This window comes from Pseudomonas sp. 1152_12 (genome assembly GCF_052850675.1).
The window spans coordinates 253,005-276,142 of sequence record NZ_VXCW01000001.1 but is presented as its reverse complement, the minus strand read 5'-3'; the positions used below and the strand labels follow the sequence as shown (position 1 = coordinate 276,142).

At 57.3% G+C, this 23,138-nt stretch carries 13 protein-coding genes and 1 pseudogene; 8 read left to right on the top strand and 6 right to left on the bottom strand.

Translation table 11 applies throughout. The features are described 5' to 3' along the window. Positions 1-8: 8 nt before the first annotated feature. A complete protein-coding gene (gene msrA, locus FW764_RS01155) occupies positions 9-704 on the top strand; it encodes a peptide-methionine (S)-S-oxide reductase MsrA (protein WP_446432356.1) in 696 nt (231 codons plus the stop codon). A 56-nt stretch (positions 705-760) separates the two neighbouring features. Here msrA and FW764_RS01150 read toward each other — a convergent pair whose 3' ends face one another. From FW764_RS01150 to FW764_RS01135, 4 genes are all read right to left on the bottom strand, one after another. Further along, a complete protein-coding gene (locus FW764_RS01150; protein ID WP_446432355.1) occupies positions 761-1,189 on the bottom strand; it encodes a nuclear transport factor 2 family protein in 429 nt (142 codons plus the stop codon). 108 nt (positions 1,190-1,297) lie between these two features. Next, entirely contained in the window at positions 1,298-2,248 is a 951-nt protein-coding gene (locus FW764_RS01145) for an alpha-E domain-containing protein (RefSeq protein ID WP_446432354.1), read from the bottom strand. 2 nt (positions 2,249-2,250) lie between these two features. Then, the gene (locus FW764_RS01140; protein ID WP_446432353.1) at positions 2,251-3,660 is read right to left on the bottom strand and encodes a circularly permuted type 2 ATP-grasp protein; all 1,410 of its coding nucleotides are present in this window, start codon (positions 3,658-3,660) and stop codon (positions 2,251-2,253) included. 467 nt (positions 3,661-4,127) lie between these two features. Beyond that, positions 4,128-8,588 carry a hypothetical protein gene (locus FW764_RS01135; protein WP_446432352.1) on the bottom strand — a complete coding sequence of 1,487 codons (4,461 nt, stop codon included), beginning with the start codon at positions 8,586-8,588 and terminating at the stop codon, positions 4,128-4,130. 222 nt (positions 8,589-8,810) lie between these two features. Here FW764_RS01135 and FW764_RS01130 point away from each other — a divergent pair, with 222 nt between their 5' ends. The 3 genes from FW764_RS01130 to FW764_RS01120 all read left to right on the top strand — a co-directional run bounded on the left by FW764_RS01130 (position 8,811) and on the right by FW764_RS01120 (position 9,794). Then, positions 8,811-9,356 carry a hypothetical protein gene (locus FW764_RS01130; RefSeq protein ID WP_446432351.1) on the top strand — a complete coding sequence of 182 codons (546 nt, stop codon included), beginning with the start codon at positions 8,811-8,813 and terminating at the stop codon, positions 9,354-9,356. A 79-nt stretch (positions 9,357-9,435) separates the two neighbouring features. Next, positions 9,436-9,648, top strand: a complete 213-nt coding sequence (locus FW764_RS01125; protein WP_446432350.1) for a hypothetical protein — start codon at positions 9,436-9,438, stop codon at positions 9,646-9,648. An 11-nt stretch (positions 9,649-9,659) separates the two neighbouring features. Further along, entirely contained in the window at positions 9,660-9,794 is a 135-nt protein-coding gene (locus FW764_RS01120) for a hypothetical protein (protein WP_446432349.1), read from the top strand. A gap of 6 nt (positions 9,795-9,800) precedes the next feature. Here the strand turns inward: FW764_RS01120 and FW764_RS01115 are convergent. Continuing rightward, a pseudogene (locus FW764_RS01115) lies at positions 9,801-9,884 on the bottom strand (cation:proton antiporter); the annotation flags it as partial. A 24-nt stretch (positions 9,885-9,908) separates the two neighbouring features. Then, positions 9,909-14,897: a glycosyltransferase family 32 protein gene (locus tag FW764_RS01110; protein ID WP_446432348.1), complete on the bottom strand. Its 4,989-nt coding sequence runs from the start codon at positions 14,895-14,897 to the stop codon at positions 9,909-9,911. 429 nt (positions 14,898-15,326) lie between these two features. Here FW764_RS01110 and FW764_RS01105 point away from each other — a divergent pair, with 429 nt between their 5' ends. The 4 genes from FW764_RS01105 to FW764_RS01090 all read left to right on the top strand — a co-directional run bounded on the left by FW764_RS01105 (position 15,327) and on the right by FW764_RS01090 (position 23,136). Beyond that, positions 15,327-19,295 carry a hypothetical protein gene (locus tag FW764_RS01105; RefSeq protein ID WP_446432347.1) on the top strand — a complete coding sequence of 1,323 codons (3,969 nt, stop codon included), beginning with the start codon at positions 15,327-15,329 and terminating at the stop codon, positions 19,293-19,295. A gap of 263 nt (positions 19,296-19,558) precedes the next feature. After that, positions 19,559-21,553, top strand: a complete 1,995-nt coding sequence (locus tag FW764_RS01100; RefSeq protein ID WP_446432346.1) for an aminotransferase class I/II-fold pyridoxal phosphate-dependent enzyme — start codon at positions 19,559-19,561, stop codon at positions 21,551-21,553. A 24-nt stretch (positions 21,554-21,577) separates the two neighbouring features. After that, entirely contained in the window at positions 21,578-22,432 is an 855-nt protein-coding gene (locus FW764_RS01095) for a transporter substrate-binding domain-containing protein (RefSeq protein WP_446432345.1), read from the top strand. Continuing rightward, positions 22,432-23,136 (top strand): ABC transporter permease, encoded by a 705-nt coding sequence (locus tag FW764_RS01090; protein ID WP_446432344.1) that lies wholly within the window; start codon positions 22,432-22,434, stop codon positions 23,134-23,136. Before FW764_RS01095 ends, FW764_RS01090 begins: the two co-directional genes overlap by 1 nt. The last annotated feature ends 2 nt before the right edge of the window (positions 23,137-23,138 follow it).

The window sequence follows — 23,138 nt, the reverse complement described above, 5'->3', positions numbered from 1 at the left end:
TGACCGTGATGAACCTGCTCAAACTTTTACCCGCATTGGCCTTCGCCGCATTTGTCGGCCAAAGCTCAGCCTTTTCCTTCAGCACCTCCGACGACGCAGTAATGATCGCGCCACCGGCCCTCGATCTGCCCGCCGAGCCCGGCAACCTGCAAACTGCGGTGTTCGCCGGTGGTTGTTTCTGGGGCGTCCAAGGCGTGTTTCAGCATGTACAAGGCGTGAAAAACGCCGTGTCTGGCTATGACGGCGGTGCAGCCAGCACAGCTCAGTATGAGTCGGTCAGCGGCGGCGATACCGGCCACGCCGAAGCGGTGTCGGTGACGTACGACCCGAGCAAAGTCAGCTATGGCAAGTTGCTGCAAATTTACTTCTCAGTGGCCCACAACCCCACTGAGCTCAACCGCCAGGGCCCCGACAGCGGCACCCAATACCGTTCGGAAATTTTTGCACAGAATGCCGAGCAGCAAAAAGTCGCCCAGGCCTACATCGCGCAGTTGGACGCCGCCAAAGCCTTCGATAAACCCATCGTGACCAAAGTGGAGATGGGCAAGGCGTTTTACCCGGCCGAGTCCTATCACCAGGACTTCCTCACCGAGAACCCGTCGTACCCCTACATCGTGATCAATGACCTGCCCAAAGTGGCGCAGCTGAAAAAGCTGTTCCCGGACCAATATCGTGCAGAGCCCGTCCTGGTAAAAAACCAATAAACACTCCGAAGCGAATGTGGGAGGGGGCTTGCTCCCACATTGGCCCCGTCTAGGGCTCAGGATTTGGCTTTTGCCAGATAAGGCGCCAACCGCCGCCCCATTTCTTCACCCAACGCCTGCAAGCCGCTCAACGGCCGTACCATCACTTCAAATTCGACGATCTGCCCCCGTTCATTAAAACGAATCAGATCAATCCCCTTAAGTTGCTTGTCACCCACCCGCGCACTGAACTCCAGCACCACGCTGAGCCCATCGCCAGTGGCCAGTTCGCGATGGTATTGGAAGTCTTCAAACACCTTGATCACCGTGTTGAGAATCATCGACACCACTGGCGCGCCAGGGTAGGGCGTGTGTGCCATGGGCGAGCGGAACACTGCATCAGGCGCCAGCAGTTCAGGCAGGGAAGTGAGGTCGCGCGTCGCCAACAGGGTGTGCCAGCGTTGCAGGGTCTGAGCGGCGGCGGGGGTTAGGGTCAGTTCGGACATGCTCGGTACCTGTTCTTATGATGGGAAGGCATTTCACCTGCCCAACATAAGAGCGGTAACAAAGCAGGGTCAATCACCCGAATTGACAGTTAAGTGACCGCAATGCACTCACACCACTTCAAGGTATGAACTGTGAATCGCCCGGGCCAGTTCGCGCACGGTGTCAATAAAGGCCGTGAGCCGGCTGTGCAAGCCGTCTTCCAGGATTTCGTCGATGCCTGTATAACGCAGGCGCGCCTCGAATTCCGCCGCCAGGCGCTGCGCCGTTCGGCCATAGCTGCCGGGCAGGTCCGCCAGGATATGGCTCAATTCCTCGATACAGGCGTGCAACGAACGTGGCACATCACTGCGCAACAGCAGCAACTCTGACACCGAGCGTGCATTCAAGGCGTTCGGGTACAGCTCGGTGTACGCCTCGAACGACGACAACGCGCGGAGCAGGGCGCTCCACTGGTAGTAACCGCGTGCCGACAAGTCGCTGACCTCTTCAGACTCTTCACCAAACATCTCATAGCGCGCATCCAGCAAGCGCAAGGTGTTGTCCGCGCGCTCGACAAAGGTGCCCAGGCGAATAAAACGATACGCATCGTTGCGCATGATGGTGCCGGAAGTCGCGCCCCGGAACAGGTGCGAGCGCTGCTTGACCCAGTCGCAGAAGTGGCTGATGCCGTGGCGCGCCAGGCCGCCGGCGGCGATGCTGCGCATTTCCAGCCAGGTGGCGTTGAGGTTTTCCCACATGTCGGCGGTAATGCGCCCGCGTACCGCGTGGGCGTTGCCTCGGGCGGCGCGTAGGCAATTGTAGATGCTGGCGGGGTTTTCTTCGTCGAGGGCGAAGAAGTGCAGCATGCGCATCGCGTCCAGTTGTTTGTGACGCTCCAGGTAACTTTCCAAGGTGCCACTGCTGAGCAACGACATCGCCAGTTCATCCAGCCCATCGCTGCGCCCGGCCTGGGGCATCAACGACAGCGAATAGCTGACTTCGAGCATGCGCGCCAGGTTCTCGGCACGCTCCAGGTAACGCGACATCCAGTACAGATCTGCGGCGGTTCTACTCAACATACTCAGCCCTCCACCACCCAGGTGTCCTTGGTTCCGCCGCCTTGCGACGAGTTGACGATCAACGAGCCCTCCTTCAATGCCACGCGGGTCAGGCCACCGGGCACCAGGCGGGTTTCCTTGCCCGAGAGCACGAACGGGCGCAGGTCGATGTGCCGTGGTGCGATACCGTTTTCGACAAAGGTGGGGCAGGTGGACAGGCTAAGGGTTGGTTGGGCGATGTAGGCGTGGGGGCGCGCCTTGATGCGTTGGCGGAAGTCCTCGATTTCAGCGGCGGTGGAGGCGGGGCCGACGAGCATGCCGTAGCCGCCTGAGCCCTGGGTTTCCTTGACCACCAGCTCCGGCAGATGCGCCAGCACGTGGGACAGCTCATCCGGCTTACGGCACTGGAAGGTCGGCACGTTTTGCAGGATCGGTTCTTCATCCAGGTAGAAGCGGATCATCTGCGGCACGTACGGGTAGATCGACTTGTCATCCGCCACGCCGGTGCCGATGGCATTGGCCAGCACCACGTTGCCAGCGCAGTAGGCGGCCACCAGGCCTGGTACACCGAGCATCGAGTCGGGGTTAAAGGCTTTGGGGTCGAGGAAGGCGTCGTCGATGCGCCGATAAATCACGTCCACCGGTTTGGGGCCGTCGGTGGTACGCATGAACACCTTGAGGTCGTGCACAAACAGGTCGGCGCCCTCCACCAATTCCACGCCCATTTCCCGGGCGAGGAACGCGTGTTCGAAAAAGGCGCTGTTGAAGCGGCCGGGGGTCAGTACCACCACGTTCGGGGTGTCCAGGCGGCTGGCGCTTTTCAGGGTTTTGAGCAGCAGGTTGGGGTAGTGGTCCACCGGCGCGATGCGCTGCTTGGCGAACACTTCAGGGAACAGGCGCATCATCATTTTGCGGTCTTCAAGCATGTAGCTCACGCCGCTAGGGGTACGCAGGTTGTCTTCGAGCACGTAGTAGGTGCCGTTGCTGTCGCGCACCAGGTCGACACCGGAGATGTGCGAATAGATGCCGCGGTGCAGGTCCAGGCCGACCATCGCCTTCTGATAACCCTCGTTGCCCAGCACTTGGTCCGCCGGAATAATCCCGGCCTTGATGATGCGCTGGTCATGGTAGATGTCGGCGAGGAACAGGTTCAGCGCATTGACCCGCTGGATACAGCCGCGCTCGATGACGCTCCATTCACTGGCGGGGATGCTGCGGGGGATGATGTCGAAGGGGATCAGGCGCTCGGTGTCCTGCTCGTCGCCGTAGAGGGTGAAGGTGATCCCGGCGCGGTGGAACAGCAAATCAGCTTCGCGGCGCCGTTGGGCCAGCAGTTCCGGCGGCGTATTGGCCAGCCAGCGGGAGAAATCCTGATAATGCGCACGGCACGCGCCGTCTGCGTCATTCATTTCATCAAAGAAAGATCGAGCCATTCCAGTACCTTGTCAGTGCCTAGGGACGCTTGGGTGGCACTGCCGCTTAAAAAAACGCATTTTTTTATGAACCCGTGGCGCAGAGTGCCAACAGGCTTGGTCCTTACTTTCTTATGGGGTTGGCTCTGGGTCGGGGGGTAACGAATGCTCCTGTATCCGGGCAGATGAATGGATAAAGCAATGCCTGTGCCGGAACTGCATTAACGCTGGCGAATACCTTGGGGCAAACAGGGGGGCTGTAATAAATAGGCGGTTGTGGGGAGCAGGCTTGGCGTGGTAAGCCCGCTCCCCACAACCGCGGGCTCACTACAAGGGTGCGCGGGGTGTTCCAGAATGGTGCGTCAGCAGACGCGGGCTACCGTAATCATCTACCGCCATGGCACGGGAGCGAACGTGAGGCCGGGTCAGACAGCCGGTCGTCAACCACCTCGATCGTCTTGCTGCGACCTTTGGGCGTGCCGACAGGCTTACAACAGCGTTCTGAACAAGGCGTGCATATCTATGTTCAACGGCTTGATCGTGGCGTTTAGATTGCTTTCGTCAAAGACAGAAATTTTATACTCAGGCGCCCCGGGAGGGGTGCCGACATAGTGCGGCATCAGACGCTGGGTACGGCCGCTGTTCAATGTGCTGTCCAGCGCGGCGCTCATCGCGCTAGCCGTCGTAAAGGTCGCTTTACCGAAGTTAGGGTCGAAATAAAACCACACCTTGGTCCTGGCATCATAGCCGGCGGTAACGCCATGCCCAGGGCCATTGATCAAGAGTGTTTTTGAACGATTGGCTTTGCCCGCTTGGGCCAGCTCCGAAATGATGGCGATATGAGAAACTTGTCTTTCCTGCATACCATGGTGGAATGCCGTGCCCAACACATTTTGGAGTGTGTTCAGCTGTTCGCGGACCGTGGTTATTTTGGTTGCCTTGGTCTGTTCAAGGGTGGCTTTGGCCGGGTTGGTTTTACGCAATTCGGCGATCTCTTGAGGGCTAAGAATGTCCGTCATCGCGATATGCAGGTTTGTAATAAGCGTGTCTTCCTTGCCATATTTGGCGGCGAGCGCGTAGGCATTGGATAATGCCGCGCACTCACCGTCCGACAGCAGGGAAACTTGACTGAGGTAAAAACCTTGCGGAAGTGACTGAACCTTGCCACCCGCAGCCGTCATGTCGGCGCTGAACACCGCGTAGTTCTGTCGACTGATTTCAATTCTTCGCTTTTCTATATAACCGATCAAATGACCCGTTTCTTCAGGGGTGCGCCCGCGCGCGATAACAAGCTCTGCAATCTGATTGTTGGTTAAGTTATACGAGAACCCACTGATATGCTCTGGCTTCCCTGACTTATACCCGTACTTGTACTCGTCAGCCTTAACGATTTGCGCCGTTTGCCGCGCCGTCGCGAGTCGTTCGGGGAGAACGTCGAGTTCTTCTATTCGTTTTACTAAGCTTCCGAGTTGTTTCGGTGTACGAAGCTCAGCGACTGCAAGACGCTTTATGTCGTCGATGGTCAGCGCTGTAGAGTAGCCATAGATGGCTTCGGGCTTTCCGGTGTTCAGACCCGCTATATAGGCAGCATTGTCCTCGGCTTTGGCGCGGGTTATCGCCTTCAGATAGTCACTGCGAAAGTGCGGGTTGTCTGCCGCAGGCGCGACTACGGAGCCTATCACCCTCCCAAGCCAACTATCAGTAAGCCCTTTGATTTCTCCCCCGTGAGGCGCTGAAGCCTGTACGGCGACAAATGCATCCAGTGGCTTGCCATACGCCTGCTGTGTGTGTGGGTCATAGTCGTACCACTGACGGGTGGGCGGATCGAATTGAGCCAAGGTGGTGGTCTGAGAGGCACCGTTAGCTGTCTTATAGGTGCCTTCGGCGATGTTCGGTTTTTTTGCCAGTTCAAGCAGATTCACGCTGCGGTGAGAGCCGCGCAGGTACTTGACGCCCCGGTAGGTCGCACCGATCCCTATGCGGCCGAGTTTCAGAACACCACGTCCCAGATCATCAATACCGTCCAACGGGTTAAGCGCGCCCACCGCCGCACGCCCGATAATTGTGCCCGTCTTGGCAATTTTTGAGAGTACCGACGGCGTCGACGCAATGGCTTTGGCACCTTTGGTCACTGCCGAGCCGATGCCGACGGCGAAACCGAAAATATCGAAGGCCAGGTCGACAACGCCGTCGCCAATATTGCCGGCTTTGAGGTTCTGGATGGCGGACCAGAACGGGATCAGCCCCAGCGCAACGTCCTGAACAATTTTGTACGTTGGTACTTCGGTTTCAAAGGTCGTTGCCCCCTTGGCATGTGTTCGCACCGCAGGCAGATCCATATCCTCGATCAACGCATCAACGATATATTGGGTTCTGGCACTGCCGAAGCTATAAGGTGTACCTTGCGCGCCTTTACGTTCATCCTCGACGTCAGGTGCATGCTGACCTGTGGGTTTTATTACGTCGTATTTTTTCCCGCGGGTAGAATAAACATTGCTGTCTGTTGGCGAGTATTCCTTATAAGTCTTGTCTGGCCGTCGGGTGACGGTGCCGGTGAGTCGATTGATTTCATAGGTCATGACATTGCCGTTGCGTTCGGTCTCCAACAGCAGTGCGCCTTGCGTAACCCGTAGGGGAAGGTCGGGCCTGTCATAATCGATCTCCCTGCGAATGGTTATTTTACCGAACTCCAGATTCTGCCGATCTTCCAATGGTTGTTTGGAAATAAGGTGTTTGAGTTGCGCAGACGTGGTTTTTGTGACGGCAGTGGCGTAGTTCGAAAACACCTTATTAAAGGAGTCTTCCGGCGGCAGTAACTTTTTAAGTTTTGGCAGGACAAGGTTGATGTCGATCGCCTCCGATGAGGAGATCCAGCGGGCGGGCTTTCCATCCTGTGCAATCTTAACGTGGCCTAAAGTAAACACGTTCAAAAACGACCGGCCTGCGTCTCCCCAGTTATCAGCCGAGTCTGGCACCCCTAACAGCGCTCTCCCATCGATGTACAGATCCCGTATCGAGTAAGGCCCTGGGAAGTGTCTGTTTGAAGGCTGCAAAGTAATACACTTTTTATCGAACGCTGCCGGGTCCATGTCTGGGAGGGCTGTTTTCAAAGGATCCTGCGTTACGCTCTGCATTGTCGGCATCTCGCCGATTTGCGTTTCAGCCGCCGCTCGAAGTTCGCTGAGCTGTGCATCGAACGCCTTACGGACGTCGTTCATCTCAGCATCGGTAGACGTGTGCATGCCATTGGCAACGGCCCAATCTTTGATTGCCTCGTGCTGGGCCGCGTATTCAACTTCACGCTCCTCAGCGGTGATAGGGGCAATGCTGGCGTGGAGCATGACTTGGGTATAGCTCATCGTCGCCGTTGCTCCGGGCGCTTTCGCTTCGATACGGGCCACTGCTGTCGCAAAGCTGACCCAGCTGTGAGTGCCCACGACCACCTGATCCGGGATGTCCTTGACCAAGAACGCCGGGGCCCGACTGGCGAGCATGAGGTGGGCGTGTACCGCCGCCACTTCCGGGGACGAGAAGTTGCCGTTAGACACCCGATTATCGGTCAGCTCCTTGACCACCGCTGAAGCTGTTTTGCCTGTGTTTGCAGCTGAGACCAACCGATAGCCTTCAACCGTTCCGTCCGCGGAGTGTGCGTTGCTGCCTACACTCAAGGCCGCCAGCAGCCAGTCGGAGGCAGTGCCTTTAACCAAACGCGCCGCGAATGCAGTCTGAATCGCCCGTGCGAGCGCCTTGCCCTTGGGCGAATTGATCACCTTGTCGATCAAGCGACGTGGATTACGCTGCTCCTCAGCAGAGAGTGGCCGGTTGTCCAGCAGATAATCCAGGACATTAGTAAAGGGGTGCAGCGAGATATCGCCGAGCTTCCCTGTTTGTATATCCGCCCTCAGTTGCTCTTGGCTGCCCTGGTCAAGCGGCGTCGGCCAGTCCAGTGCGCCACCGAGGTTGCCATTGACGGCAGCCTTGGGTGTCGGGGTGGAGAGGGCGTTTGCCAGGTTCACCAGTTGTTCGTGACGGGTGGGGATATCCCAGCCATGATCCTGCAGGTATTGCAGAAGGCTGACCTTATTCGACTTGCCGGCATTCGATGGCTGGTAGGTGCTGTCGGGAGAAAGTTGGATTTTATTCTTAAGTTTGTTCTGGATCTGATCGTAATACGTGAAGCCATTCGTTACGTCGCTGACCAGGTTTTTCAGTTCGTAAGCGGCTGTCTCCCGGTTGTTGATATCGCCCATAAACGCTTTCTGATTCATCAGTGCGTCTTCGCTACGTGATGCAATCAAACTTGAATCGGTCGTCGGATCAAGTGCTGCAAAACCCTGGTGGGCGGCAATTTCTTTCACGCGCTTGCGCATGGCGGGCTCGGTAAGGTCCAGCCGTTCTTTATAAAAAAGCCCGACTATTTCATACGGAACCGGCTCTTCGATAATGCTTGTCGGCGGTGCAAAGACAGTGTTGGCGTTGCCCGCAGCGATGACCCGCCCGGCCTCCAGAATAGGTCCGCTGACCGCCGCCCAGCGGCTGTCATCAAGCCCGACGGTATGGATGATCTGCTTAGGGTCCAGGTGGCGTTTGAGGGTATAGGATAGTTGGCCTGACTGTGCATTGAGCCTGATTGACTGAGCGTTGATACCTGTGTCTTCAATCCATTGGCGGACTTCGGCTAGCTGGAACGCGTTACGCAACTGTGTCCACCACTGGCCGAATGTGGAATGGGACGGAACAGGGTAGACCTTGACGTTTGTTTGCTGGTCGGCAACGCCGAGCAGCGCAGAGCTATAGTTGATTGCTATCTCGCGATCACCTTCGATGCGCGAGACTGCGGTTGATTCTGAGGCATCGCGTTTTTGCCTTGTGGGCGGATACGTGGAGGAAGCGGGCTGTGGGAGTAAGAGACGAGGTTGTGTGGGGGTATGGCTGGAAATGTTGCTCATAAGGGAATATCACCTGAGGAGTTTGGGTTACGTATCAGCCTCCGTGCACATAACCCTATGTCGTGATACCCGTTGAATTAGCTCCCTCCCTTGTAGGAATAACGTTTTACTTCGTATTTCAACCAGAAACTCTACAGGGACCATTTATGGCGGGTGAACAAACTTGAACTTCACCCGCGACCGATTCTTCTAATAAGACTCGAAACCGTATGGAGCACCGCCGTGCCCAGAATCATCTCACTCGACACCCCCGAAGCGGTCTTGACCGATCACAGTGAACACAACGCCAAGATTTTTGGCTCACCCAAAGACCGCCTTGACTTTTATCGCCGCGAAATCCAGTACGAGACCACCATCCTCGCCAACCGCACCGACGCCTATCTCACCGCGCAGTCATTCCTGGTGATCGCCTTCGTTTCCGGCATGGGCAACCTGAACCCGGAATGGGGTAAGTTATTCACTTTGGTCGTGCCGATATTCCTGGTCTCCCTCGGCGTGCTCAGCTCCCTCAACGCTTGGCCCGGTATCCGTGCCGCCTACGAAATCATCGACCATTGGCATTACAAGCAAAGCGAACTGCTGCGCAGCGAGCCGGTCATGGGCCTGGCCTATGACGAGTCGCCGCTGTTCTGTGAGACCGAGTCTTCCCACAAGGGCTATCGCAAGTCGCTGCTATTTTCCATGCGTGCGCCGTGGTTGTTCATGGTGTTTTGGGTATTGCTGGGGGCTTATGCGTTTTATATTCAAGTCGATAACCCGATCTCTTAAACAGTTGGAACTTCGCAGCCCGGCACGGGACCTTATCTTTACGCAGCCGGTGTTTTCCAAAGCTGCGAAGAGGTGACCCATGAACACACGCAATGATCCCCAAGTCAGCAACCGTAATGACCCGGCCATCGATGGCGGCGCACCGCCGCCCGGCACCGCCGCTGATGCGCCGAAAGACCCAACGCCTGCCAGCGACCCAAAAGCCAAGGAAAACGACTACAGCCCTGACTTCAAGCCTGAGCCTGAGGCCAAGCCTGAAACCGATGCTGATATCGACACCCAGGGCGGCTAGAGGAGACGGTTATGTCAGAAGAAGACGAGGAAGAACTCAATGACCCAGGTAACGAAGACCCGGGCTCATTGATGGATGATGCAGAAGTGCCGCTCAACGATCCGGATGACGCGGCAGACGTTGGCAACGCCGACAATCAAGACTGAGTTTACTTGGGCACGTCGTTGATGGCAGGTCAGCATCGGCTGGATGCTCAGGCCATGAACGACGATGCTCAAGGCGATCACCGAGACGGTGGGCGCAGGTTCAATCCACTTCGATCAGGTATTGATCCAGGAGTGCTCGGAGCCCGCCTGGACGTTAAACCGATGGCGAAGTGGGAAGTAATGCTCCTTCATCTTCCTTATCTGGTTATCCAGAAGGTCGGGGGCAGCAATGCCATTTCTTGCGTAGGCCTCAAGTACGTCCTTTTTAATGTCCACCGCCGGGCCATGCGCTACGCGCGCTCCGTCGACAACCTTGGCTTGCTTGGAGAATCCATCGATACCCAAGTCGTACATGTCGGGTCTTTTTAACTTGAGCGTGTCGTTAAACAGATTAGGCCCCACGGTATCGAATATTTTCTTCTCATACGCGTTGAATTCATCAGTAAAGTTAACGTGGCCATCGTCGCCTCTGGTGACTTTCGGTCGTTTGGCCGGGAAGTGGATTTTGTTCGCGGTGAACCGCTTGTTCATCTCCGTGATCAGGCTTTCAAGCACTGGATTGCCCGGACGTGTTGCAAAATGACTGGTGTTATAGAAAGTCTTGTTATCAGTGAGTGAATGCACACTCGGCATACCGAGCAGCACATCATTCACGCCGGCCATCAGCGGCTCGGAACTGATATTGGCGTGAATGACATCATCGGTATCGAGGTACACGCCGCCATGTTTATTCATGATCGGATAGCGTGCCACATCGGAAGCAGCGGCCAGGTTTTGCCCTTCGCCTTGCCGGAAGTATTGGTACAGCTCGCTGTCCTTCACCCGTTTGAAGGCCTCATCCTCATGCAGGTTCACGACGGTCACACCGGGCACCTTACTTTCCATGTGGGTCTTTATCCGTTGAAAAATAGCCGGGTTGTCGGCATCCACATGAAGAATCGATGTGTACCCCGATGCTCGGGTGGCGTTCCGGGTGATGTTGTCGATCAAGTGCGCAGGGATCTCCTTGCCGGCCCAAAAATAATGGAGTTGCTTGGGCAGTGGCTTTAAGCCCTTGGGAATGTTTATCAGCACGGGTGTGGAAATATCAGCCAGCTTGTAAGTTTTCGAATCCAGTTTCCGGGCGTTTGAAAACTCATCAAACGTTCCGCCTTGCCATTTACCGTTGCCACTTCTCCAATAATAGGTATGGCGTATCTCGTGGGTGCCTTCGACGCGGCGAGTTTCTGTCCATGCGCCGGCTCTACTGTTGAACGTTACGTGACGGTCCATGCCCTGATAGTTGAGTGAGAAGGGCGTGGCTGAATGTCTGGTGATTTTAATATCATCCATCGGCACCGCAAACATACCGTTGCCAAAACTCCACTGCACCGGGCCGCTGCTCGCGCCACCCAGCAGTCGCTCGGACCTTGCGGCGGGCTCCCACCCGGAAGTGCCCAGATCTCTGAGCGGTATATCGGGACCCGCGCCTTTGGGGTGGCGGATGACGCGCTGGCCGTCCTTCAACCGGGACTCATACAGCAGCCCATCGACTTTCACGTATTCTTTTTTGCTGCGGCCTATAAATACATTGCCTTGTAAGCCCTTGATCGATAACTCGCCCGACGCGACGTATTTGGATTCATAACCCAGGAGGTCGGCGTCCAGTGACCTGACCTCGCCGTTGGCCGCTACCCGGCTAGGGGTGAAATGTGTCACCGGGGGCAAAATAGGTTGTTTCTTCAAGGCGTCGTATCGATGCCAGCTGCCCTGAGACATGACGACAGTGCCCTCGACAGCCTCGTGCCCAACCTTGAACGTACCGGTTGCCGCCAGACCGTACTGCTGGCTGGCGGCTTGTACCGGGTCATGGCTGCCGATGGCTTGCAAACTATTTATGTCTCTTGGGGTGTACCGGTCGGGGATAAAGTTCGGCAGCGGCTCGAGATACATTTCTTTTGTGCGTGGATGAATGCGAAACCACTGCTGGCTTTCCTCATCGAACTTGGCCAGGGCTTTACGGGTGTGTGTGCTATTGGCCGCTCTGAATGTGCCTTCAACGATATTAGGGTTTTTTGCCAACTCAAGCAGATTGACACCCGAGTAGGCCGCGCGCAGTTGTTTGACACCCTTATGGGCTTTACTGACAACAAAGCGCCCGGCCTTGAACGCCCCCCGCGCCAGGTCATCAACACCGCCCAGCGGGTTGAGTGCGCCAACCGCCGCCCGGCCGGCAATCTGGAATACCTTACCGACCTTTGAAAGCGCCGAGGCGCTGGCCAGGGCGCCTTTTGCGCCTTTGGCGGCAGCTCCCAGGCCAACGGCGAAACCAAAGATATCGAAGGCCAGATCAACAGCGCCGTCAAAAACCTTGCCCTCTTTAAAATTATTGATGGCTGACCTGAGCGGGATCAGGGCGAGCGCAATCTCTTGAACAATCTTGTAAGTCGGCACTTCAGTTTCAAACGTCGTTGCGCCTTTGGCGCGCCTCTGCACCGCAGGCAGATCCATATCCTCGATCACCGCATCCACGATGTATTGGGTTCTTGCACTGCCGAAGCTATCAGGCGCACCTTGCGCACCTTTGTTTTCATCCGCAATCCCAGGTGCGTACTTACCCGAGGGTTTTATCACGTCGTATCTTTTACCTTTCGAAGGGTAATAACCGTCGGTTGGCGCATATTCCCTGTAAGCCTTGTTCGGGAGTGGGGTTAGAGTGCCCTTCAACCGGTCATATTCATACGTGAGGGTTTTACTGTTGCGCTCGGTCTCGATCAACAAAACACCGTCTGCCACGCGCAGGGGATGATCGGCCCTGTGGTAGTCGATTTCCCTGCGGACCGTTATTTTGCCGTACTCCAAATTCTCTCTGTGTTGCTGCGGCTGTTTGGAAATCAGGTAGTTGAGTTGTGCCGAGGCGGTCTTTTTGACGGCGTCGGCGTATGTCAGATAGTCCTCTTTAAATTGCTGCAGCGGCCTCGCAAGCGCTTTGAGCTTTGGCAACACCTCGTTGATCTTGACCCCACTCGACGACGAGACCCATACCGCAGGTGTCCCGTCTGGTGGAGTACTGAGCCCGCCAGCCGTGAGGAAATTCAACACACTACGAGCTGGGCCCCAGTCACTGTTTGAGTCGGGTGGCGCGCCCACCAGCGCCCTGCCATCGATGTACAGATCCAAGAGTGAATAGGGGCCGGGAAGGTGCCGGTTGGAGGGCTTGGAGGTGATGCATTTTTTCTCGAACAGTGTTGGGTCCATGCTCGGAAACGCTGTTTTCAAGTGTTCGAGCGCGATGGCATTGGTCGTCGGCATCGCGAGGTCGGGCGTTGCAGCGACCTCGCTCAGCAAACGGACCTGCGTATCGAATGACTTGCGCACAGCGGATAGCGCCGCATCGGTCGACGGGTAGTTTTTACCGTTGGCGACCGCCCATTCTTTGATTGCTTGGTTCTGAGCGGCATATTCAACTAGGCGTTCTTCATCCGTGATCGGTGCGATGCTGGCTGCGAGAATGACTTGCGCATAGGTCATTGTCGCCGTCGCCCCGGGTGCCTTGGCTTCGATGCGAGCGACCGCCGTGGCAAAGGTGACCCAGCTGTGGGTGCCTACAACCACCTGATCCGGGATGTCCTTGACGTGAAACTCCGGGGCTGTGCTGCTGACCTTGGAGTAGGCCAGTACAGATGCCGTCTCCAAGGACGAGGCTATGCCTTCAGAGTGCAGGTATTCAGCCAGCGCCTTGATGACCGCAGCCGCCGTTTTACCTATGTTTTCAGCTGAGACCAATTGATAGCCTTCAATCGTCCTCCCTTCGCAGGATGGCGTGTTGCTCTGCATGTTAAAGGCCGCCAGCAACCAGTCAGTGGCGTTGCCTTTAACCGAACGCGCCTCAAAGGTGGCCTGAATGGCCTTGCCCAACGCTTGCCCCCTGGGCGAGTTGACCAACGCGTCGATCAATAGTCGCGGATTACGCTGCTCCCGCTCAGAGATCGGCCTGCCGTTGAGCAGGTAATCCAGCACGGTTTTAAAGGGGCTTAATGCGATATCGCCGAGCTTGCCCGTGCGTATGTCCGCCCTCAGTTGCTCCTGGTTTTCCTGATCAAGCGGTATAGGCCAGCTCAGCGCGCCACCCAGGTCGCCATGAGCGGCCGCCTTGGGGGGCGCGGTGGTCAGGGCATTGGCCAGGTTCAGCAACTGTTCGGAGGTGGTGGGGATGTCCCAGCCGTGATCCTCCAACAATTGCTGCAGGCTGACGGCGTTGGCGTTGCCGGCATCCGTTGGCCAATAGGTGCCGTCGGCGGATAGTTGGACGGTTTTCTGCAGTTCGGTTCGAATCTCGCCCACCTGTTTGCCGCCATTCTCTATGGCTGTCGCCAGGCGCCGCAGTGTTTCGCCAACCCTATGCCGGTTGCGAATGTCGCCCAGAAGCGCTTTCTGATCTTGAAGTGCGTCCTCACCGCGCGACGTGATCAAGCTCGCAAAGCGGGTTGGGTCGAGGGTTTTAAAGCGCTGACCCTGATCGATTTGGTCCGCGCGCCTGAGCATGCCGGACAGCGTCAGTCCCTGGGGTTCTTGATAAAAATCTCCGACGATCTGCCACGGAACCGGCTCGCTCGGGCTAAGGACTGGCGGTGCAAACGGGAACCGTACGCCCATGACGCGTGCAGCCTGGCGGATAGGCTCACCGATTGCAGCCCAATGGGGGTCGTCTTCAGCGACCGTGTGCAACGTTTGCGATGGATCGAGATAGCGTTCGAGCATGAAGGAGACTTGACCTGATTTCGGGTCGAGCTGTATCGACGTAGCATCAATCCCCCTAGTGCGAATCCACTGCTGAACATCAGGTGATTGGAAAGCGTCATGCAAATGCCCCCACCACTGGCCGAATGTGGAATGAGCAGGGATGTGCCCAATCTCGATAGAGGGTTGACGCTTGGCGGCCAGGTGCAAGGCAATCTGGTATTGCGTTGCCAACTCAGCATCCCCTCCGGCCCGTGTGGTGGCCTCCGGTTGCGGCGCAGAGGGGCTATCACGCCTTTGCCGCGACAGCGGCGGCGAGAGGGGAAACGTCGGAACAAGTAAGGGTTGAGACGGTGCGATAACGTGCTTGAGTACACTGTTCATAGGGTCTGTCGCTTGGCGTTGGGGAACTCTGCCTCGATCGGGATGGACAGCGAGGCTTTTACTCTATTTAGCGCTCACGCCAGGCTGGTTCCTTCAAACCGCTGCAGCCGTCATTACCCTATGTTGCGGCCCTGCCATTACAGCCCTCGGGCCTCGCGTCAATGTGTTAACTGCGAGCCGATGGTTTTCAGGCGGATCGCCGCGGTGACTTGCATCTCGCGCAGCGAGGAGCGGGCGGGTGAGTGTGAGCAACACCGCGCCCAGTAAGACTATCCCTGTAATAAAAGTCATCGAGTAGGGTAGGGAGGAATATCCTGCAAACGATTAGCGGCCAGTGCCGGGAGTGATATGTGGGGTTTCAGGCACACTGATGGATATTGATAAAAAACAACTCGATGCCCGTCTAATTTTCCCTTGTTGAGATCGTGAATGATGACAGCCTTCTCTAGTATTCCTGCATTGCAAAACGAACCCTGCCAATCGCTCAATGCACTGGCTTGCTCTAATGAGCCGCTAGAACCCAAACGCCAGAGTGACAGGCCTTCTTCTACGGAGGTACTTGGCGAGGATCACACCGAGGGCGATAACGAACTGGCTCCGATCTACCGCGCGGCGCTGCTTGAGATCAAGGGCGAGGCAACTCATGACGCCGGGATCCACGTTCATCCAATCCCCTCAGCTTCAACGTTTGGCCAGTGGTGGTCGCAGATGGGCCGCGCGATGCAATCGCGTGAAATGCAGCAATGGTTGACTGACGTTGGCGTGGACCCCACGACAGTCGTCCTCAAGCCCGGCTTGGGTGAGATCTCATTCAGACTCAAGCGTGAACGTGATCCGCAGCGGGTTTTGCACACATTGAACCAAGGCAATGCACGGTGGGCAGCGATAAGCGGGCCTGTCCTGGAGGCCGCGAAGATTATCGCGGCGGGCGATCACGCGGCTGTTGTAAAACCGCCCCTGGATGTGCACAGCGAGCGCGCTCCGCTCGAAACGATCAGGCATTTTTATAAAGAGCCCGCGACACCCACGCACGCTGCTGCCCAAGCGCGCGCTGTAGAGCTTTTGCGGGATAAGTCATTGGTTCAATTGCCCCCGGAGCAAGATCGGGTATTGAGTGAGAGTCGCAGTCAAACCGTGCTTGAGCGGCATAGGGCCACTTTGGGCGATATCGATATCCGCTACCAGGCCGGCTACAACTTGCAGTATCTGTCCCAGCGTATTGAAAAAGGTGATGAAGACGAGGTCGCGATTGTCGATGAACTGATCAAGCTGAAGGTCTATGTGCCCCTCGACAGCAGTTACAAGCCAGCCAAGGCGGACACATCCAACGGCATTAGCCTGAGGCAGTATCTCGATGACCACGGGTTGAACATCCCCGGCAACCGCGAGCAATTGGACAACCTCGCTAAAGCGCTGATGACGCCCGAACCTCACGCACCTGTGCACGGCGATTATTCGGGAGCGCTTGGGTGGGCGGAACCTGTCGACCCCGTGATTTTCCAGGACTTGAAGGCCTTGATCACTCAAGGCAAGCCGGGGGGGATTGATTTGGGGGCCTTCAAGAGCGTGCTGGAATATCTGTTGGATAAATGGCTACCTTCCACGTCTGAGGCACGCAACCCGCGGCTGTTGATCGACAACCTGCTGAGTTCACCCAAGGGCAAGGCGCTGGGTGCTGCCATTCAAGCCGAGTTCGAAGTGAAGTCAATCAAAGGTAGCGCAGATGACTGGTTGCTGGCCGCTTTATGCTTGGACGCAGGCACTGCGAAGGCGGTCGAAAATGCCGATTCACGCCTGAATATCGAAGGGTATCGGTTGATGGCCGCCGGTAACACAGGCAAGACCGCCGCAGCGGTCTTGAAGGAATTGCACATGTCACTGGTGTCGTGTGGCAATGCGACCAGCCTTCTAGCCGCCTCTGCTTACACGACCTTGCGGCTCTCCTTTCAAGCGCCTGAGTTTCTCGTCAAAGAGATACCGGACGCGATCGTCCTGGGCTCGCATGCCTGGGTCAGCTTTGTGACTGCTGTGGGCCGTATTGAAGCGAAATCTCCTGGCGCGACAGCGGCGATGACGTATTGGGAGGTCATGGACTACGCCAGCACCGCCCCCGTCACAGATGAAGAGCAGCGTGATGAATACCTCGCCCAAAGCCATTCGCTCAAGGACTGGGCAGTGGCCAATGGGATGGGATTTCCCCAGCCCAATGAAGCGATGAAAGCGGTGCGCACGGCGTTCAATGCTCAGCTTGACGAGCTTAAGGCCGCCGCACTGACCTCTATTGACACGGTCCCCACGATGAGTGAAATGGTGCACGCTCTGCTGAAAAAGGCACTTACAGGGATGAGCCGCGAGCAGCTTGAGAAAAAGTGCATCACCCTGCAGCCCTCCAACAGGCATTTTCCTGGTCCTTACTCAGTGCTGGACCTGTGCATGGATGGACGGCCATTTGCCTCTAAGCCCCCAGGCCCGAACGATGACGTGGGAACGTTCGGCCAGGCAGTCTTGGAAATGACACTATTGAGCAATCTTGGCGCTATTCATACAACAGTAGAGCCGCCGCCAACAAGCCAATGGGTTTCGTCATCGCCCGACGTTGATATCCGTAAGGCCCTCACTGCGATCGAATCGCTTGGCAACCTGTCCACACTATTCAATACGGCATTTTCGAGCTTTGCTGCTGACCTGGAAAAAACCACAAAGGCGCAGCTCAAGTACCTGATTTCAACACTGCCGCTGGAGGACCGTCAGAATCTGCAATACGGGAAAGTGACCGTCGTCAAACAAATGAACCTTGCCAGGAACAATAGCGGGCAGCCCAGACGCTCGCGGGCCAAGGAAGGGCGCGTGTTGGTCAAGACTGAGCGCAACGGTAAATTCTGCACTTACGAAATCAATCGGTTGACCAACAAGATTATCCCGCGCCGTGACCTTGGAGACTTCCAGACGGGAGACCGTACAGATGTGGGTAGTCGCCCTTACACATTGTTCGAAGTTATCACGCCTGCGGGTGAGTACCCGCTGGGGTTCACCGATGAGCATAAAGGCATCCCGGGTGTTCCTCGCAGTTTCAGCAGTGACCGGACCGCCTATATAGTCGACGCCGTGATCAAGGACATCGACCTGCCTGCTGCCAGGCAAGCAGCCAAGGGCATGACCACCTTCGATACTGAAGTACCCTCACATAAAGTCGTTGGCGAGTTTGCGCTTAACCTGATCCCGCTGCGTTCGGCGATCGTCAACTTTAAAAAGGGCAATTTGAGTGACGCGGCCAACGACCTGATACTGGACATCTTTGGTTTCGTGATGGGCGTTGGGGTTGCGGCCAAAGGCGCTAAAGCCCTGGCCACCGGTGCTTCGGCGTTGGGCAAGGCCGCTCACGTCATGAAGATTGTCGGGCGGGCGGCTGTGGGCAGCCTCAACCCTTTGAGCGGTATTGATGATCTGGCTCGTAGCGCCTGGGCCGGTGCGCGCAGGACGGTCGCGGCAACGCAGAAAGGCATCAATTATCTACGTGGGGCTACGCGCAACGTGGACCTGCTGGATGTGATCAAACACCCAGACATCGCCCAGGGCACCTACAAGTCGGCGCTGGGTATCAATCCGCGCAAGGGCTTGGCCAAGTTAGATAAGGCAAGCAACACGTGGCACTTCTATGATCCACGAAAAAAGCAAATGTATGGAGGGCCACGCAAAAATTTTACCCCCGAAAGTTCCAGGCGCGTCGACGGTAGCGGCGTAGGCACATTCGATGACAGCCTGATCAACCAGGGCCTGAGCAGTGACAATGTTGTGCGCATGGGGGGGCCTATGCAGAATCTGAAATTTATCGGCAGTCAGATGCACACCTTTGAGGACACCTATAAAGGGACTACACGCCTGAACATTTCCGCCCACGGCGTCGCTCCAAGCGCTGGCGATCCACTTCTATTCAATGGCACCAAAGTTGTGGTTGACGGTGTCGCGTATGACGCGCAAGGCCTGCTGGAGTTACTGAAGAGTAAAACCGTGAATCCGGTGCATTACGACACGGTCCGCCTGCTGGTATGCCACGGCGCAGATGGCATCAGCACATCCTTCGCGCATGAGTTTCAAAAGCTTGTCGAGCGTCCCGTCAAAGCCTTTGAAGGGCCAGTGACCATGAATTATGGGGCCACCGGTGTGACCAATGACCTCAATCAGCTTACAGTGAAACTCAACCGACGATATCCGGGGCTTACCCCCCATAAGGCCAAGGCGATGGCCAGCATTCTACTTCGCGATGAAGCCGCCAAAAGTACGGCGCATCAAGTCTTTAAACAGCACGGGAAAAAGATCATCATCGACACCACGTCCTTGAACGGCGTGGCCTGGAGTCAAGAAACCCTGATTAATTACCGCCCCCGTCATTTCCCTTGAACACAGGTTCACGCGTGCACGTTGAGCTTCTGGTGCGCGCGGTTGGGCCGGCAGTAAGCAAGCCCCACACCTTGCAAAGCAACGTTGACGCGGCCGCGCTCCCACAGCCTCAAAAGCCACCACAACGACCTATTTGGACGATAAACGACACACACCCAAATCTATCCATTGAACGACTGTTCAGTTTGAACTATGTTGACCGCATCCACCCCTTTGCACGCAAACGGGTTCGCGCTTTTTCTTCTTGAGTGAGAGGCTCTGGCATGCGGTTTTCCCCTTTCGTCGAACGAATTGCAGGGCAGGGCGTCGCCGCCTGGGACATCCACCACGCCGCGTTCCAGGCCGCGAGCCAGGGGGAAGACATCATCATCCTGAGCGTTGGTGACCCTGATTTCGCCACCCCGACCTTTATCACCGAGGCCGCCGTCAGCGCGTTGCGCGCCGGCGACACGCATTACACCGAGATCGCTGGCCGCGCCGCCCTGCGCGATGCTATCGCGGCGCGCTACAGCAAGACCTTGGGCCGAGCGCTCAGCGCCGAAAACGTGATCATCGTGCCCGGTGCGCAGAATGCGTTGTTCATCAGCTCTATGTGCCTGCTGCAAGCCGGTGATGAAGTACTGGTGCTCGACCCGATGTACGTCACCTACGAAGCCACGCTCAAGGCCAGCGGCGCGACGCTTACCCGTGTGCCGTGTTCGCCGGAGTCGGGGTTTCGCCTGGATGCACAACGGCTCGCCGCCGCGATCACCCCGCGCACCCGGGCGATCTTTTTCTCCAACCCCAACAACCCCACCGGCGTGGTCCTCCATCCGCAAGAGCTGCAAGCTATCGCCGACCTGGCCATTGCCCACGACTTGTGGGTGGTGGTGGATGAAGTCTACGAAAGCCTGGTGTTCGACGGCCACTACCATAGCCTTGCGGCACTACCCGGCATGGCTGAGCGTTGCATCGTGATCGGCAGTCTGTCCAAGTCCCATGCCATGACCGGTTGGCGTATCGGCTGGATCATTGCCGCGCCGCCAATGGTCGTTCACGCCGAAACACTGGTGCTGAGCATGCTCTATGGTTTGCCCGGCTTCGTGATGGAGGCCGCCACGGCGGCAGTGCTGGCCCATGATGAGGTGACGGTGGGCATGCGCGAAATCTATCGCCGCCGTCGTGACCTGGTGGTGGCCGGCCTCAGTGCATGCCCGGGGATCAAGGTGCAGGCGCCGCAAGCGGGCATGTTTGTTTTGGTGGATGTGCGCGGCACCGGCCTGGGCTCATTGGATTTCGCCTGGCGGTTGTTTCGCGAGGCGGGCGTGTCGGTGCTTGACGCTGCCGCTTTTGGTGAGCCGGCGCAAGGTTTCGTACGCTTGTCGTTCACCCTTGGCGAAGAGCGCCTGGCCGAGGCCTGCCAGCGCATTACCGGGTTTGTCGCCAAACTCGCCGGTGAGCCGCCTATCGCGGCGGCGCCAAAGGTCGAGGTGCTGCCGCCGCTCGAAGCCAGGAAGATGATCGAGGTGATCGACCTGCATAAGCGTTTCGGCAATATCGAGGTACTCAAGGGCATCTCGCTCACGGCTCACGAAGGTGAGGTCATCTCGCTGATCGGTGCCAGCGGCTCGGGCAAAAGCACCTTGCTGCGCTGCATCAACATGCTCGAAGTGCCCGACCAGGGCAGCATTCATGTCGACGGTGAACGCATCAAGTTGAATCATGGTCTCCCCGGCGCGCCGCTGGTGGCCGACGCCAAGCAACTGGTGCGCATCCGCTCGACCCTGGGCATGGTGTTCCAGAATTTCAACTTGTGGCCGCACCGCACGGTCCTTGAAAACCTCATCGAAGCGCCCACCCAGGTGCTACGCGAAAGCCGTGCCGAGGCCATTGAACGTGCCGAAGCCTTGCTCGACCGCGTGGGCCTGGCCGCCAAGCGCGACGAATACCCGGCGTTCCTGTCCGGCGGCCAGCAACAACGGGTGGCGATTGCCCGTGCGTTGGCCATGCGCCCCAAAGTCATGCTGTTCGACGAGCCCACTTCGGCTCTCGACCCGGAACTGGTCGGCGAAGTGCTGCGCGTTATCCGCTCCCTGGCCGAAGAAGGCCGCACCATGATCCTGGTCACCCATGAAATGGCCTTCGCCCGGGATGTGTCTTCCAAAGTGGCTTTTCTGCACCAAGGCATAATCGAGGAAACCGGCACGCCGGACTCGGTGTTTATCGACCCACGCAGTGAGCGTTGCCGACAGTTCGTCAACGCGCATCAAACTCGCTAATACCAAAAAAAGACGGGGCAAATCATGAAATCCAGACGCATGGCAACGTGGTTGAGCAGTGCAGTGTTGATGGTGGCAGCAGGCTTTACCCAGGCCGCAGAGAAACCCATCGTGTTTGCGGTGGCGGCGGAACCCTATCCACCGTTTACCGTGAAAGGCGGTAACGGCCAGTGGTCCGGCTTTGAAGTGGACCTGATCCACAAGCTGTGTGAAGGCATGAAAGCCGAGTGCCAGATCAAGGAAGTGGCGTGGGACGGCATCATCCCGTCGCTGCTGGCGAAGAAGATCGACGTGATTTTCTCCTCGATGTCGGTCACCGACACGCGTGAAAAACAGATCGCTTTCAGCCGCGCCTATTACGATTCGCTGTTGGGCGTTGCAGGGCCCAAAGGCAGTGAAGTACAGATATCCCCGGCGGGCCTCAAGGGCAAGTTGATCGGCGTGCAGATCTCCACCGTCAGCGCCAACTACCTGAAAAAGTACTACGAGAACATCGCCGACCTTAAGTACTACGACACCCAGGAATCGGCGAATGCCGACCTGATTGCCGGGCGTATCGACTACATGATGGCTGACGACACCGCCATCGCAATGATGGTCAAGACTCCGGAAGCCAGTGCACTCGCGCACATCGCCAGCGTGCCGTATGACCCGATTATCGGGCGTGGCGTCGGCGCCGGTTTGCGCAAGGAAGATACCGCGCTCAAGGCCCGTCTCGACAAGGCCATCGGCGAGCTGCTGGTGAGCAAGGTCTATGATGATTTGTCCCAGCATTATTTCGGCCTGTCGGTCAGCCCGTGCAAACGCGGTGACACCCCCGCGTTTGTCAGCAAGACCTGTGACAGCCCGTACCCGCAAATCGCCCAGAAGACCGAATAATGCTGGATCTCGTCAGCTTTGGTGACCAGGGATGGGGCAACGCGTTGTTGAAAGGGTTATGGATGACCCTGCAAATCTCGGCAGGCTCCTTTGTCGTAGGGTTGCTGATTGGCCTGGTGGTGGCCTGCGCCAAACTCAGCGCACCGCGCCCGATTGCATTGTTAATGCGCGGCTACACCACGGTGTTTCGCGCGGTGCCGGAACTGCTGCTGATCCTGCTGTTGTACTACGCAGGCTCCATGGGCCTTAACGCGCTGATGCTGTGGCTGGGATTCGAACAGGTAAATATCAGCGGCTCGTGGGTGGCGATCCTGGTGTTGGGGCTAGTGCAGGGGGCCTACGCGTCGGAGATTTTCCGTGCGGCGATCCTGGCGATTCCCCACGGCCAAATCGAAGCCGCGCGGGCGTTTGGCCTCAGCGGCTTTGGCCTGTTTCGCCGGGTGACCTTGCCAATCATGGCGCCATACGCCTTGGCCGGTATGTCCAACCTGTGGATCAACCTGATCAAGGACAGCGCCCTGATCAGCCTGGTCGGCACCAACGAGCTGCTGTATACCGCCAAGCAAGCGGCGGGTTCTACACGCCACTACTTGCTGTTCTACCTCACGGCCGCCGCCCTGTATTACCTGGTGACGCTGGCTTCCAACTACCTGTCCGGGCGCCTGGAGCGACGTATTCGTCGCTGGATGCCGGTTGTCGAGTGAGC